General features: G+C 44.3%; 20 protein-coding genes. All 20 read right to left on the bottom strand.

Features of this window, described 5'->3' with window-relative positions:
* Nucleotides 1-10: 10 nt before the first annotated feature.
* Nucleotides 11-679 carry a LysM peptidoglycan-binding domain-containing protein gene (locus H171_RS20515; RefSeq protein ID WP_100306784.1) on the bottom strand — a complete coding sequence of 223 codons (669 nt, stop codon included), beginning with the start codon at nucleotides 677-679 and terminating at the stop codon, nucleotides 11-13.
* Nucleotides 679-3,066, bottom strand: coding sequence for a tape measure protein (locus tag H171_RS20510; protein WP_157803199.1), 2,388 nt, complete (start codon nucleotides 3,064-3,066; stop codon nucleotides 679-681). The genes H171_RS20515 and H171_RS20510 overlap by 1 nt, the downstream gene beginning before the upstream one ends.
* A 62-nt stretch (nucleotides 3,067-3,128) precedes the next feature.
* Nucleotides 3,129-3,803, bottom strand: a complete 675-nt coding sequence (locus H171_RS20505; RefSeq protein ID WP_100306782.1) for a hypothetical protein — start codon at nucleotides 3,801-3,803, stop codon at nucleotides 3,129-3,131.
* 56 nt (nucleotides 3,804-3,859) lie between these two features.
* Nucleotides 3,860-4,021 (bottom strand): hypothetical protein, encoded by a 162-nt coding sequence (locus tag H171_RS24365; protein WP_166433638.1) that lies wholly within the window; start codon nucleotides 4,019-4,021, stop codon nucleotides 3,860-3,862.
* A gap of 14 nt (nucleotides 4,022-4,035) precedes the next feature.
* Nucleotides 4,036-4,464: a phage tail assembly chaperone gene (locus H171_RS20500; RefSeq protein ID WP_100306781.1), complete on the bottom strand. Its 429-nt coding sequence runs from the start codon at nucleotides 4,462-4,464 to the stop codon at nucleotides 4,036-4,038.
* Nucleotides 4,465-4,486: 22 nt separating this feature from the next.
* Nucleotides 4,487-4,960, bottom strand: coding sequence for a phage tail tube protein (locus H171_RS20495; RefSeq protein WP_100306780.1), 474 nt, complete (start codon nucleotides 4,958-4,960; stop codon nucleotides 4,487-4,489).
* Between the two features lie 16 nt (nucleotides 4,961-4,976).
* The gene (locus H171_RS20490; protein ID WP_100306779.1) at nucleotides 4,977-6,275 is read right to left on the bottom strand and encodes a phage tail sheath family protein; all 1,299 of its coding nucleotides are present in this window, start codon (nucleotides 6,273-6,275) and stop codon (nucleotides 4,977-4,979) included.
* Nucleotides 6,269-6,466 carry a hypothetical protein gene (locus tag H171_RS20485; RefSeq protein WP_100306778.1) on the bottom strand — a complete coding sequence of 66 codons (198 nt, stop codon included), beginning with the start codon at nucleotides 6,464-6,466 and terminating at the stop codon, nucleotides 6,269-6,271. Before H171_RS20485 ends, H171_RS20490 begins: the two co-directional genes overlap by 7 nt.
* 13 nt (nucleotides 6,467-6,479) lie before the next feature.
* Complete coding sequence (locus H171_RS20480; RefSeq protein WP_100306777.1) at nucleotides 6,480-6,893, bottom strand: phage tail terminator family protein; 414 nt, start codon at nucleotides 6,891-6,893, stop codon at nucleotides 6,480-6,482.
* On the bottom strand, nucleotides 6,886-7,422 hold the full coding sequence (locus tag H171_RS20475; protein ID WP_207655209.1) for an HK97 gp10 family phage protein: 537 nt from the start codon (nucleotides 7,420-7,422) through the stop codon (nucleotides 6,886-6,888). The genes H171_RS20480 and H171_RS20475 overlap by 8 nt, the downstream gene beginning before the upstream one ends.
* Nucleotides 7,422-7,808, bottom strand: a complete 387-nt coding sequence (locus tag H171_RS20470) for a hypothetical protein (protein WP_207655208.1) — start codon at nucleotides 7,806-7,808, stop codon at nucleotides 7,422-7,424. Before H171_RS20470 ends, H171_RS20475 begins: the two co-directional genes overlap by 1 nt.
* A gap of 5 nt (nucleotides 7,809-7,813) precedes the next feature.
* Nucleotides 7,814-8,149: a phage head-tail connector protein gene (locus H171_RS20465; RefSeq protein ID WP_100306776.1), complete on the bottom strand. Its 336-nt coding sequence runs from the start codon at nucleotides 8,147-8,149 to the stop codon at nucleotides 7,814-7,816.
* Between the two features lie 10 nt (nucleotides 8,150-8,159).
* Complete coding sequence (locus tag H171_RS20460; protein WP_100306775.1) at nucleotides 8,160-9,179, bottom strand: major capsid protein; 1,020 nt, start codon at nucleotides 9,177-9,179, stop codon at nucleotides 8,160-8,162.
* Between the two features lie 3 nt (nucleotides 9,180-9,182).
* Nucleotides 9,183-9,593 (bottom strand): hypothetical protein, encoded by a 411-nt coding sequence (locus H171_RS20455; RefSeq protein ID WP_100306774.1) that lies wholly within the window; start codon nucleotides 9,591-9,593, stop codon nucleotides 9,183-9,185.
* A gap of 25 nt (nucleotides 9,594-9,618) precedes the next feature.
* Nucleotides 9,619-10,236: a phage scaffolding protein gene (locus H171_RS20450; protein ID WP_100307602.1), complete on the bottom strand. Its 618-nt coding sequence runs from the start codon at nucleotides 10,234-10,236 to the stop codon at nucleotides 9,619-9,621.
* 182 nt (nucleotides 10,237-10,418) lie between these two features.
* The gene (locus tag H171_RS20445) at nucleotides 10,419-10,628 is read right to left on the bottom strand and encodes a hypothetical protein (protein ID WP_330404267.1); all 210 of its coding nucleotides are present in this window, start codon (nucleotides 10,626-10,628) and stop codon (nucleotides 10,419-10,421) included.
* Nucleotides 10,629-10,703: 75 nt separating this feature from the next.
* Complete coding sequence (locus H171_RS20440) at nucleotides 10,704-10,913, bottom strand: hypothetical protein (protein ID WP_157803198.1); 210 nt, start codon at nucleotides 10,911-10,913, stop codon at nucleotides 10,704-10,706.
* 53 nt (nucleotides 10,914-10,966) lie between these two features.
* Nucleotides 10,967-11,257 carry a hypothetical protein gene (locus H171_RS20435; protein ID WP_100306772.1) on the bottom strand — a complete coding sequence of 97 codons (291 nt, stop codon included), beginning with the start codon at nucleotides 11,255-11,257 and terminating at the stop codon, nucleotides 10,967-10,969.
* Nucleotides 11,254-12,864: a minor capsid protein gene (locus tag H171_RS20430; RefSeq protein ID WP_166433637.1), complete on the bottom strand. Its 1,611-nt coding sequence runs from the start codon at nucleotides 12,862-12,864 to the stop codon at nucleotides 11,254-11,256. Before H171_RS20430 ends, H171_RS20435 begins: the two co-directional genes overlap by 4 nt.
* Nucleotides 12,848-14,278 (bottom strand): phage portal protein, encoded by a 1,431-nt coding sequence (locus H171_RS20425; protein ID WP_100306771.1) that lies wholly within the window; start codon nucleotides 14,276-14,278, stop codon nucleotides 12,848-12,850. Before H171_RS20425 ends, H171_RS20430 begins: the two co-directional genes overlap by 17 nt.
* Nucleotides 14,279-14,285: the final 7 nt, after the last annotated feature.

The raw sequence follows: 14,285 nt of genomic DNA, 5'->3' as shown, positions 1-14,285 counted from the left end.
CACGCCTCCTCTACGGCATAGTAAGTACCTGACCGGGATAAATCACATTGGGATTACTGATTTTGTCTTTATTGAGATTAAATATCTCCTGCCAACGGCTTCCGTTTCCCAACTGTTTCTTTGCGATTGCCCAGAGGCAGTCACCTTTCGTAACGGTATAGGTCTTTGCTGCAGGTGGTGTTCCCTGGCGCACCAGTTCTGGTTCCGGAGCCACTGGAACCGTCTGCTCTTCTACGATCACAAAGTTCATGATTTTAGTTCCATAGCTTTTATACTCTTTCAAGGAAAGGGAAACTATGAGGTCTAATCCTTCCTTTGCATCATCAGATACCTTGTAATTTTCCAAAGTTACATCCATATTGGTATCAAAAAAGCTGTTATTCCCCGGCCCATCCCGGATAACAATAAATTCAAAGGTAGTCCCATCTTCTTTAAGTTCTTTTAGCCTCTCCAGAAAATCTTCCGCATTTTCAAAACTTCCATCCCATACCGCAAAAGGATAGTCCATCTGAGGAATTACCACATCAAGGCTAATCTCTGCAAGTCCCGGGGGTCGAATCATATTGATCTCTTCCCCATTGATCAACGTGGCCGTTTTGTTTTGGCCAGAATATTTAATAGGTATCTTCTCCGGAGGCAGAGGGAGGAGCATATCATCAATATAAACTTCATAAGCCATTATAAATGTCCTCCCTCTGCTGCTGTCGACAGAATCTCATCCGTTAGGTCGTTTAACATACCATTCATCCGATCAAAGTCAGTCTCTGTTTTTAGGGTATTGTTATTGGTCATGTCAATCTTAAGTTCTGCCAGAGTAAACCGGTTGATGACCTCCTGCTCTGCCGCATCGCGCATATATTTGATTTCTTCGTCTAAAGCGTCCATGGTATCCGCCATGCGTGCCGTGTTTCCTGCGGTCTTTTCCGTGTTTCCGGCAATTGCCCCGGCAGCACCGTCATCTTCTGCCGCACGTCTAGCAGCATCGGCCTTAGCCCCCTCAATTCCTGCTTGTCTTTGCATCCTTGCATCATCGGCCGCCCTTACCGCTCTATCATAATCATTCTTCCGGCCAGCTTTTGCCGCCGCATTTGCATCCTTTTGAGCCGCCAAGTCTGCAGCTCTTTGCCTCTGCTTTATCTGCTCTTCTATTGCAGCATCGGCCGCAAATTCCACATGATCAATTAATTGAATCGATAGGCCTCCTACACTATTGGCAACATTTATTAATTTATTAATTCGATCAATAGCACCATTTACCAATGATTGTAATGTATTAAGCACCTTTATTTTCATATTACCAATAGCGTTTTGAACTCCTACCTTAAACGCTTCAAAGCCATAAAGCATATTGTCAATACCATTTTGGATATTCATCCATGCCATCATAAAACCTAATTTTAACTTATCCGCCTGGGTTAACACAGCATTGACACAGATCAACCACGCAACTCTGATACCACCTACGGATTGTACCCATTTGTAAATGGCCGCCACGATAATACCAATTACAATAGCAATCCATAAAAAAGGATTTGAAAGCATACTGGCTAGTAACGCTTGGTTTGCAGCTACCGATAACCAAGTGACAGCTTTGTACACTCCCCACGCTGCCGCTGCTACAAGTATACCCGTGGCAAGACCATAAAAGATGGGCGCAATAGAAGACCAGTTATTGTTAATAAAAGTAGCGCCTTGCCCTATCGCCTGTATCACAGGGTAAAATGTTTGCAGCAGCGTGGTTTGAATGCTCGTCATTACTTGGCTAAATGTCATCGGCATAGAATTGAACTTTGCATTCGTTTCATCTGCCATATTAAGAAGCGATGCCTTTACAACCTGCGCTGAGACCGCGCCTTTTTCAGCATACTTTTTAATGGAACCTTCTGCCCAGCCCATATTCTTTTCTATGGTCCTGGCAATTCCTGGAGCGGCATCAAGGATCGAATTTAACTCCTCGCCTCTCAGAGCGCCGGCGGCCATTGCCTGAGATAACTGTACCATGGCATTGGATTGCTCCTGTGCGGTTGCTCCGCCGATTACAAACTGCTTATTTACCTGCTCCATAAACGCAATCAAATCTTTATTGCTGCTAAAAGCATTTCCTGCGTTCAGCCCCATTTTAGCAATGGCGCTGGCCGTGTCCATATATGGCGCTCTAGCTCTCTGCGCGGAGGCAAATATCATCTGGTTTAGCTGTTCCGTACTCTGAAGGCCATCATTCATCAGATTCAGTCTTGCCGTCGTCTGAGTTACGCTGTCGGACAAAGTTATAACCTTCTGCGCACTGAAAGCAATTCCTGCACCAGCAGCTACTCCTTTTAACTTCGACCATAACCCAGAAGCTGCGCTGGTTCCATCTCTGATAGAATTATTAAACTGGTTTTGTACGTTTAAATTATCCCGGATATTCCGCTCCGCAGAATCCATCACGGAATTAAGCTGCTGATAGGCTGCATTGGCTGCACTGATATCCATCCGCCCCATAGCCTGGTTCAGTGCTTCCTGAACGGATACCGCCTGGCTAAGCTTTCCTCGAAGGGATTCCAGTTCATTGTTTGTTTGATCCGTCCTTAAATTTACCGGTATGCTGTTAAGCTGCTGGATTCGCTGTGACAATGCCTGCATCCGGTTTTCGGTGGCCACCACGTCATTTAACATTCCGGGCGGCGTCACTCTCATGCTCCTGGCCTGTGCGGATATGGCCTTCTGGCTTTCATATAGCTGCCTTGCCATCTGATCGGCGGCTTGGTACTCCGCCTGAAAACGATCAGCACCAGAGTTCATAAAAACAGCCGATGCCGCCGTGCTTTTCCAGGCCGGTTCCTGAGGGGCAGGAGATGGAGTGGCTGCGACTCTTTCCACCTCTTCCCGATACCTGGCCATTTCAGCGGATGCTTCTGCGATTCCCTGCTTTGCAGCATCCATGGAAGCAGCATTAAGCCCCGCATCGGTCGCAGCCTGCGCCTGTTCAAATGTTGAGAGCATTATGGACATGGATGAAGTGATGTTATTTAATACTGCTGACATCCGGTCCTGTAACTGAATAGAAGTTTGTAATCCTGCCATCTCTTTCCTTTCCAAAATAGGACATTTAAAAAGCACCTGGATTTCTCCGGATGCTTTAATCTTTAAAGTTCGATTTTAACAGAACTTTCCTTACGGTATTTTGAATCAAATATCTTTTTAAAGTCTCTTGCTTTATTTAATACGGCAGAAGCAATTTCAAAGCTTATATACTCCACCCGATCTTCTTTCGTGTAAGTAAATATTATATAGTAACTGAGCGTTCTTGTTTTCTTTGTCTTTGCTCTTCCGCCTACAATTGCACCTAGAGGGCCAAATAACAATGCACCACCTACAGCACCACCTACGCTTGAAACGGTTTGATTTTGTATCTCTACGTCCGTTTTTACATCAAAGCTTGTGATTTTATCAAAGCTTAAACTGAATTCATTTCCGCCTCCTACAAAAGAAAATCTATCCTGTTCAAAACCTATAAGACAGTCCGCATTTACTGCCAGTGGGAGTCCAGATACATGTTCCGCCTTTATATGGTTCATCTGATATTGCTTTTTACCGCTCTGTTGACTATTTTTTATACTGCTCTCTAGTTCCTGCTTTTTCTTTTTTCCTGTTTTAGTTTTTATACCCAGATAGATCAGTAACACACCTAGCGCTAAAAGCACCAGAAATATAGTTAATGGGGGTGCATAATTCTTATCCCCTTGGCTACCAGACATCCCTAAAAGTGCAATTAATGTAATAGGAATGCCAAAAGTAAAATAAATAACCTTTTTAACCATGATTATTTCCCCCTAATATGTAATGTCATGATTATATCATATTACCCTTCCAAGTTCTACCTTTTCCTCCTGGCCTTGGCAGCCTCTTTTTTATCGTTTTTTAGTTTCATCTGCACCGCAGCTATGACAACGGCCTTTTCATAACGGGGAAGCTCCAGGAACTCATGAGGCCACTTATGAAGTTTGTGGAGGCAATAGTAAGCGATATTTGCTTCCATATCGCCCCCTTCAATTAGTTTTTTGCTTCATCTACCAGGTCTTCCAGTTCGATATCAAAACCGTTTACCTCCTGGACCTTAGACAAGTACTCCCGATATTCTCCCGGCGTAAGCATTTTTTTAAGCAGAGCCTCTGCTCCCATTACCTGATAGGAATCCTGAAGCTCCTTGTTATTTAGATCAGGAAATACCGTGCAAGCTACTGCAAGCCTCCCCACATACTGATCATAGTCTGTTTCCGGCATGTAGGCTCCTTTTTTTCCGGGGATCGGCTTCCGCTTTGTGCATTCCTTTTTAATCATCTCATCCTTCTCCGGAGTGATGCACTTGACCTCCCATTCCACCGGTTTCCTATCTTTATTCATAAATCTCTTTGACACCACAACCTTCACATTTTCTACGGTTATAGCGTTCTGGCTTAAAAAACAACTTAAATCTCCCATATTTTCTTATCCTCTCTTTCCCCTACTGCATTCCTACAAGGTTGCTGAACTTCTCCGGCATTTCCCAGCTTTCAAAAGTGAAATCAAATTCATCTTCTAGATAATCCGCATCTGCATCGAACTTAGCAATGGTCCCACCATCAAGATTACAGTCTTTTAAAATGACAGTCTGACGTCCCACGCTAGAAGTTGGGTCTTCATTGGTTATCTGGATATCAAAATATTTATCCTTGCCGGTTTCCTGGAACTGATATAAAAGTTCCCTGAATATGCTGGTATTGTAATGAAATGTTGCAGAGCCACTTCCCTTAGAGCCAACAGTTTTATTTCCCTTCATGGTTCGTCCTAAAATAGGGACTTCTGTTTTTGTCTTTTCGATCTTTGCCTCCAGGTTAAGAGCCTGCATAAAATTGTACCGGTTATTACCGATTGTGACATAACATTCTGCCTGAGCGGCGCTGATGGCGTCCCAGGCATTCATAGTATTCTGGTTCATAATCCTTCACTCCTTCCTACGAAACCACTACGGTCATATACAGCTGGCTCATACAGTTAATCGGTTCTACCGGGAAACTCACCACGACAGACCGCTTACTAGAACCCTTATCAACCGTGATTGCCTCCGCCTTCACTGCTTCAATGGCCCGGAGCGTTGTAAGCTGTTTTCCATAAGTAACAATGTCGTTCCAGAGGCTTATCCGTCCTGCGGCGTCATTAGGAATCTTTCCAAGATAACGGGTATTGAACAGGGAGGCTATGTCGTTTCCGATCTGATCCAGAACCCGGATTGTCTGGTTACTGGAAAAATCCTCACCTTTCTCTTCTGTGTAGGTCACAAGGGTATTGATATCCATCAGCACCCGGATTTCACTCCCGACCTTATGGAATAAAAACCTTCCTGCCTGAATACCCTCTTTGAGCTGAATCTGAGTGTAATCAGCCTTGATAGAATATTCTCCGTCATAAGTCTTATTTTCCGTGGTCTTATTGATAGCACAAGAGGCCTCTGCCCCGGTAGTCCAGTAAACCAATCCCGACTCCAGCTCCTCCGCTTCGTTCTCCACGGAAATGACTCCCTCATAATCGGCTTTTGTGTACCGGTATAAAACGGTCTGAAACTTGACCCCATTCTCGTCTCTCATCCGCTTTGTGAATGCCGCAAAGAGCGCCTTTACATTCTCATCAACCGATGGACAGCAGAGGACCTGGAAAGAATAATTCTCCATTTTGGCAAGAAAAACGGCATATTCCTCACCGGTTACCGCTTCTCCGCTGGTACCTCCGGTAAATGGTATTCCAACCGTTTCCGCAAGTGTCGCAGTTTTCTTAAAGGTTATGTAGGTATTATCCTTTAAGCTACTTGCACCTGCTACTGTCTGAGCGTCAACTTCTTTTCCAGCAAAGAAAGTTTTTACATCAAACTTTGTTTCATCATCAATGTTCTTGGCTATCACAGTTTTTAGACTATTCCCCCTGACACCCCCGTAAACAGCGGTTCCGTAATCATTTGCCGCCTTTGCGCCGGCGTTCAGCCGGTAAAAGATTCCCTTAGTCAGATTTTTAAACAGCTCCCTGACCGGAATCATGGCTGCATCATCATAAGAATATCCGAAGATCTCCCGGCTCTTTCCTTGAAAGTCCTCTGCCGTTACCTCAAATACTGTCTTTTCCGGTCCCCAGTCAAGCACCATGGGAATAGCTGCTACTCCTCGCTCTCCCATAGCAGCCCCAGCAGAAGCAGCATTGACAAAATTGATATAGGCACCTGGGAGAACCTTATTTTGTGCTGTAAAATTTCCTCCGCCTAACATACACTCACCTTTCCTTTCATGAACTTTTCAAACAGCGCCTCTGCTTCTGGCATCGTGTAGGCCTTTCCTGGTTCTAAAAGGGCGTTGATCAAATCCTTCTTTCCACGGTACCGCTTCGAATTAGCTAACTGTTCTTTGGTATAGCGAACAGTCACTTTCGGCTCTGCCTTTTTATTCGTTTTTCCTGCCATAACCTTACTCCTTTCATTTTACTGTGAAATCCTCCATAGACTCTTCCATTTTTCCAGACCGTAGCCCGAACCGGTCGTAATTTACAAAGAAGGACAGCACTCCATCTCTTGATACTCCGCTTCGTCTTGTTCCCCGCGTCAGAGAGCCGTCAGCCAGAGAAAGATATTCCATGGATTCCATCAATATATCAAGCACCCGGTTCAACTCCCTGACAGGCTGCTCCATCTCTCCTGGCATATATTGGACATACATTCCTGTGCTGCGGAAATACCGATGGCCAAGAAGTGGCTTTTCCGATGGTTCCAAAAAGCCAACAAAAAAACAGGGTTCAATTAATCCCTGTTCCACCCCACTGGTATAGACGGTGATTTCCGGAAAGAGTGTATCAAGCTTTCTGGTTACCGCGTCCATGATGTCGTTATACATGAAACGCCCCCTTTAAGAAATCGGATATCTTTTTCTCGATCATCTTGGGAGCCTGTTCTTCCAGCTCCCGTTCTGATATAGTCAACATGAACTGTCCCGGAACCCAGCCTTTATGATTGGCAGTTCTATGCCCGTACTCCACGTAGGAGGCATATTCCGTAGGATTGACAATTTCAATAGAATAGCCTTCATCGGTTTTCACCACTTCACCAACTGTCCATCCGGCACGCAGTACACCGCCCTGCTTGCCAGTTTTCGGCGTGAATGTAACAGTTTTAGGGTTTTTCGTAACAAAATCAACCTCTTTACCGCTTTTCGTTGTGAAATGAACCTTTTTTCCCGCTGGAGTAGTAAATGTTACAGGCTTATCATATTGGCCTACAGGAGTTCTCTTCTTAACTTTCGCCAGCAAACGTGCCGCCAAATACTTAGCGCAGTCCTCACAGAATTTATCCCTATCCTTATCTAGCTGCTCAATCTGATTTTGAAGCTGTCTAATCTCTTTAAAATCAAACTTTCCTCCAGACATTATGCTTTCTCCTTCCACAGCTCCAGTACAATCTCCTGATGGCTGCAATAAACAGCCGGCTTGCCACTTCCAGAATAGAATTCGGTACGACCAACCTGAGTAACTTCTATTTTGCTTCCAGGCTTCACCACAATCTCTGGTGCCAGAAATAGCTTGATCACCTGTCGGAGCCTAGAAATGCTCTCCGTCTCATCCGCGGGTGAGATATTTGAAAAAGAGAGGTGGCAGGACCGATCTTCCACCACCTTCATCATCTTCTGGCTGGTCACTTTTGTGTCCGGATCCTTATATGGCTGCTTTTCATAGATATTACAGGTCCCGTCATAAGTAGATTCAATAGCCTTTCGGTGTATCTTCCTGGCTTGTTTCATTGCATCAGCAATCATTTTTATCACCCGGTCTTTCGATATCGATTCAGCTGCGCCTTGTAGCTTTTTAAGATACTTCCCTGTAAGGTACCGGTCGCACTGGAAAAGCTGGTTTTGGTATCCCCTTCCGATATAGAACTGACTGTAATCGGCGCCTCTCCTTCTCCCAGCCCTTCATGCCTGTATAAATCTATCGCCATGCGGTAGCAGGTATTTACAAGCCCTACTGGTACGTTTTTGATATGGCAGTAGTTCCTTACCGTTTCTTCCACGTCCTCCATGATAAATGTAAGCTGGGGATCCTGGGAGACATCTTCCTTCGATATCCCCAGTAATTCTTTTAATCTTCCCAGTTCCATAGAATCCTCCTTATGAAATGGTAGCAACAAATACCTGATCGGCATAAGGGAAGGAAGGCAGCGCCGTAGCCACGGCCTTGATCCACTTGGCCACCGGATCAATGGTATTGTACTGGCAGACAATAATCTTCCCAACCTCGGAAATTTCAACATCAGAATTTCTTCTAAGTTCTAACTCCTCTGCAGTCACTCCGTAGAAGGTATCTCCCATCTTACCCTCGGGCATCATGACAAAAGCATTTTCAGGAAGGAAACGTTTTGCACTGTATTTTCCTTTTGTATCCTGAATACGGTACTTTTTATCGTAAATAGCAATCTGAGGAAGCTTTTGCTGGGCAAGAAATGCGTTAAGCTCTGCCACGGTCAAAAGCTTGGAACTGTTTACACCAAACACAGCTGCCCGGATCCTTTCATCACGCAAGATGGCGCTTAGGTTCTTCTTGGAAGTCAACGCTCTAACAGGAGTGAATCCGGTATCATCCACTATGGTTTCCACCATCTCTTCCATGTCTTCCAGGATCGTGGGACTTCCGGAAAGCCAAGTCTTACTTGACTTATGCTCTGCCGGCATTCCGTAATCAATGGAGGCTTTGACCCCATTTTCATTAATTACGATCTTACCAGTGGAAAGGGCCTCCATTCTCATACACTCTACACGAGTACGGACAGAAGCAACCAGATTATCTACATCACGGAAAATATTCTTAATCATATCCTCCTCTTCCCGGTCATTTCTAGGACTTTCCAAAGCGATGATTGTTTTCTCTGGAATCTTGATTTTCTTTTTGATCAGAGCCAGATCCTGAGTGAATACCTCGATGCCTTCTCTGGATCCGATCTCGGCCTCAGTATCAAAAGCATGGACCTTTGCGGATACAGGTAAGTTGCTAGCGCCCTTTACCATGTCAATTTCCAGCGCCTCCTTTTTGTCTTCCGGGAATAAATATTCCCCCATATAGGCTTCCTGGGTACGTTCCTTTGTGTAATCAATCAGATCCCTGGGTGTTAATAATTCTTCTACTCTTGGCATGTCTTAGCCCTCCTTAATCTGTAATTCGCCATCAACAAAAAACTTGATAAATTGCATTTTTGTTATCAGTTGTGGCACAGCTTCCACGGCATAATCTCCCTGTAGACGCTCAGTGTTGACAGACCCATCAATCATTAGCGCACCCGGCTGCGGGCCGTGTGTAACCTCAGTGGTCTCAAACAGGATACCAGCAGGGACAGATGCCAGCGTATAGATATAAGCCCCTGCGGAACCGCTCCTTGTAATCTTTACCGCTTTTCCGTCTTTGTCCAGAAGTGTACCCGCTGATACTAACTTCTTTCCATGCTCATCAGCTGTAACACCGACATCGCTTACCGTGCAGCTGACGTTTTGGTACCTTTCACTTTTCAAAAATTCTGGGGTATTCCCAAAGGTTTTCTTTGATAAAAACATTTTATTTCCTCACTTTCATTTTTTATTAGCCCCATGCCTTGGCATAAGGATTTTCTGCAGCCTCAGCAGTCTTATTTAAGGTCTCTGCAATTCCCTTCCCGAAACCATTTTCGTTAGTACTGCCAGCTCTGGGTTTGTAGCCTCCTGCACCTGATTCTTTTCCAGTACCTCCTTTGCCCGGATCGGATTCTTTAAACAAAAATGTTTTGGATTCCTTTATGGTCTTGATCTGCTCCTCCAGGCCGGATACCTTGCCATCGTCAGCCAGTATCAGTTTTGTCTTATCCACAAGTCCGGTGACAATATCAACATCATGGGCAGAACCGGCGAGAGCTACCTTAATAGCTGTGGAAAGCTTCAGTTCTTTCATGTCTGCTTCGTTTTTTTCCTTAGCTGCCTTGTTTTCTGCCTGTAGGGTTTCAATCTGCTTTTGTAGCCCTGCATTGTCCCCACTGTTCTTTTTCAAGGTCTCCAGCTGTTTATCCCGGTCCTTGATGTCATTTTCTAGTTGTCCTTTTGCTTGATTAGCGGCATCATAATCCGCCTTCGGAACATAGGACTCCAGCTCCTTTTTAGAAGCTTCTGCCGCCTTTGTTGCCTGCTCCTCACTGATTCCAAGTGCAATGAATTCTTCTTTTTTCATGATCTCATCCTTTCCTTGCAATAAAATAACGCCCAGGAAGTCCTGCGCGTTTGATAACTGTATCATTCAATAGGTAGCTTCACCCCGCCACCCTGAGGGGGATAATCGAATCACCTCCTATTATTCTACTGGTTCATAAGTAGCTTCGAAGATATCAGGCTTGCAAGGATAAAGCTCTCCTTTTACGCCCTTGATGATGTAGTCACCAACAGAAGCGGAATTGTCCCTTCCAATGTGTTAATGCAGCACTGGACATCAGGGCCTCCGATATTCCTAAACAATACCTCTCCTTTTTTGATGGCTTCCACAATCCATACCGGATCCTCTTCCTGATCGGGTCCTCCTGTCCACTTAAAAGCCTCAATTACCACAGGTTTCTTTCGATATTTCATTCCGTTCTCCTTCCTGTTGCGATATCACAACTTTTGAATATAAAAATACCACCGGTCATTTCTAACTGGTGGTATCTACAAATTTTCTATGAACTTCTCCACTTCCTTTTCCCTTATTTCTTCCACAAGATCCATAATGCTTGTGTTCCCAATCTTGTATGGCGAATCGGCTGGCTCTGAATCATCATATCCCATAAACCGATCCATCAAGACATTATCATTATCCGCAATCCAACCTTCGCCCGGCTTATACAAATACGGAACGTAATCTTCTTCTTTTCCCAATAGATTTAAATCCTTGATGTGATAATATGTCACACTTATTTGTTTTTCACCTTCTAGATATTTGTTGGTAACTCAAAATAATGTATCAATTCTTGCATAACTTCTGGGCTTTCCGCATATACACTTGGACCATAATCAATATCAAAAAACAGTATGAAAGGCGATCCTGAAAAGGTGCATTCATAGAAGTCTTCAGAAGGTCCGGTCTGCTTTTCGCCTATGCTAATATCCGAATTCTCCTTCAATCTTTCGTATACGTTAGAAAAGAGCTTTTCTTCATCCATTCTCTCATAGTTTGTAAATTCCAAAATTTCCGGCTTTCCATTCATCTGGTAAGTCCTCATCTCTTTTCCTCCTCCCCTTCTACTCCTGCAATACGGTCATACTTTTTATTTGTTGTAGCGCTACTACGAATGATATCCTGGTAGGCTTCTTCATCTGTCAGGCCATACTTTTTCTTTTTATGCTCCATTATCTGTTCAAACGAAGGATTCTTATGGGCTTTATCCAACTCCTCACGGGCTTTTTTATCTTTCATGAGTTCCCTTGCCTGAGTTCTATGTTCATTTCTAAGACTAAATGCTTGTGCAGCCTGTTCTTTTAAAGGCTGCGTTTTATTAACCATATCTGGTATTTTCTCATCCTGTAACTTATACCATAAGCGAACCTCTTTATTTCCAAGCCTTGCTTTTAATCCGCCCATCTGGGAGAAGTCCATCTGATTGATACGACTTTGTTTTTCTGATTTTACCCTTTCCCATTCCTCAATTCTAGTATACTTCATATTCTGAAATTCTGCAAATGATTGAGGGATATCTTTTCCGAAAACCGCCTTATAATCCTTAAACTGATTTCTATCTGCCACCTCATTCTTCTGCATCTTCTCCAGTAAGGCCGCCTGAGGATCATTCTCCACAAACTCTTCATGCCATTGCTTATAAGTCATGCTGGCCGGTACTTCCATAGACTTACCTGTAACTGGATCTCTGGCAGCTCTCATCTCAACGGTTGAAAACTCATCATCGAAATGGGGAACTGTTGTTGTCCTGCAATGAGGGTGAAAAGGAGGCGCTGTAACTCCTACTTCATAATCCTTCATATCAAAGACTTTTTCATCCATATCCCGGCATATATCTGAGGTATGGGTGTCCAGCGTGGCCAAGATCTCATACTGCTCTACTCCTAGCTCTTTAAAGCAATCCTTCTGGGCCGTGGAAGCTATGGCAGCGGATTCCGTCATGATTAAGCGTCCCGCCTGACTTCGACTTACATCCATCACCTGTGTTAGGTTCCGAATCGCCTTCTTCGGATCAGATCCCCGGATTATGCTCTGAGAAAGCTCTGTATGCAACTTAGTAACCAGCTTCTCTTTGTTAGTCCATATACGATCTGAGAAGCTGGATCCGTCCTGCGCCCATGGCTTACGAATGACCGTGTCTATTATCTTAGGGTCCAAGCGTGTCAGATTACTCCCCACTCCTGTTCCCTTGGCTATTTCAAAGGCGGTATGGTAATAATTTTCTGTATATGCATTATGGAGAAACCCAATCGTGCCACCCTCATAAGTTGTAGATAGAAGTTCAGCGTGCTGCCTGATCTGCAATTTCATAGCCTCAAGCCTAGAAATATGGTATCTGGCAGAAGCATTTTCTAATTCTTTTAACCAGCGCTGATCAACAGCATTCTCTTTCCCGGCTTTTATGTATTGCTGAACGGTCCATTTAAATTCATCCAGTTCACTGGCCTTAAGCATTTTCTTGGCTTTGGCATAGCTTACTCCGTTATTGTCCGCCAGTCGATTATACCAGCGTTCAATATCCATCTGTAATAGCTTAGAGGCTTCATCAAACTGCTTTTCCAGATCCCGGTAGTATGCCACACTTAGGCTGTACTGCTCATCTTCCAGTGCTGCCATTCGTTCTTTCCAGTAAGAACTATTCTTCTTCGCCATCTATTTCACCGCCTTGGTCTCCCTCTGCCTGCTTCTGAAATGCCCTTCGGTATTCGTCAGTTTCCTCTGCGGCCTTCATTTTTTCTTTCTCCAGCTGCTTCTCTTCCTCATCAGCATTTTCTACAAACGGATGGTTTTTAAGGATTGTCTTATTGGATACCACGCCTACGCTCTTCTCACATATATCAGCAAGCTCAGAATCACTCCTTATTGCGGACCGGGTCCAGGTCTGTATGATCTGACCACATTCAGCAACAAGGTACTTACAGATAGCCCGAACTAGCCGTCCAAATCCCAGTTTGAACTCAGTCTCCATAAGACCGGCTTTCAGCTCCAAGAGAGAGTATAAGTACTTCAGTGCTTCCCCCGATGCATTACCGAACTTCTGCGGGTCCGGATCCACGCCCTGTCCCTGCTCAAAAATCGCCTTCCTGGTCATTTCCAGAAACTTCTCCCTAGCTTCAATCGGGATACTGATCGTCAGAGTCTCCACACCTGTTTTACTTCCATCGTCCCCATCATCATCAAGCTTGATCATCTTATACTTTTTAAGATCGTCAATGAACTCCTTTTTATCCTCGCCGCCGTAATTGGTAAGAATAAAAATAACTTCTTGGATGTCCTCCAGGTCATTTAAAAAGCCGGTGAATACCTTGTCATAGGCATCTACCAGCGGTTTGATGTTCACCAGGTCATTGGTGGATATGTTGTTGTTGTAAAAAGAAACAAAGGGAACCTCTCCCCAACCATGATTAAAGATATTTCCCTTTTCAGTAGCTTCATCTTCTGAAAGACCCGGGAAAACATTATATTCCGAAAGCCCGGCAGTGGAAATGGCGCTGCTTGTACGGTAATAGCTGTAGCATCTTTCATTATCCCAGTATTCCCAGATAGTGATTTCCTTGCCTGATGCAAAATCAATATCTTTGTAAGTCCTTAACACGGCAATCAACGCCCGATCCAAATCACTACAGTAAATGGGAATGATCTGTTCCGAATCCACAACACCATAGCAGAAGTTTCCACCTTCATCTTTCCAGTAGTGGATCCAGGCACATTCGTGATTAGAGGCGTTAACACATAGATCCTTACATATCTTTGGATAATAATCTCCCAATACGTCTGCAATCCGCTTGTTCACTTCCTCTTTACCAATATCAAACAACGGAGGTGCAGCAAACATATAGGCCGCCTTTTGATTCACCAGGAGGCCGTGAAAGTTACGAGGAATTCGATTATCAGCACTTCGGAGTGGCCCGGAATCTTGTCCCCTCACTCCACGCTTCAATATATCGTTTTCGTTCCTGTAATACCGATCTGCCTCCTGACAGCGCTTCACATGCTGCCGGTGCCAGCTGGCCCGGTTCTTAATTAGTTCTTTCACTACATCAATATTGGGCTTTTCATCATTCATTTTTCTC

Origin of the sequence: [Clostridium] celerecrescens 18A, from assembly GCF_002797975.1 — a bacterium.
Taxonomy (GTDB): Bacteria; Bacillota; Clostridia; order Lachnospirales; family Lachnospiraceae; genus Lacrimispora; species Lacrimispora celerecrescens.
The sequence above is the reverse complement of the archived record's forward strand: the minus strand, read 5'-3'. Positions and strand labels throughout refer to the sequence as shown.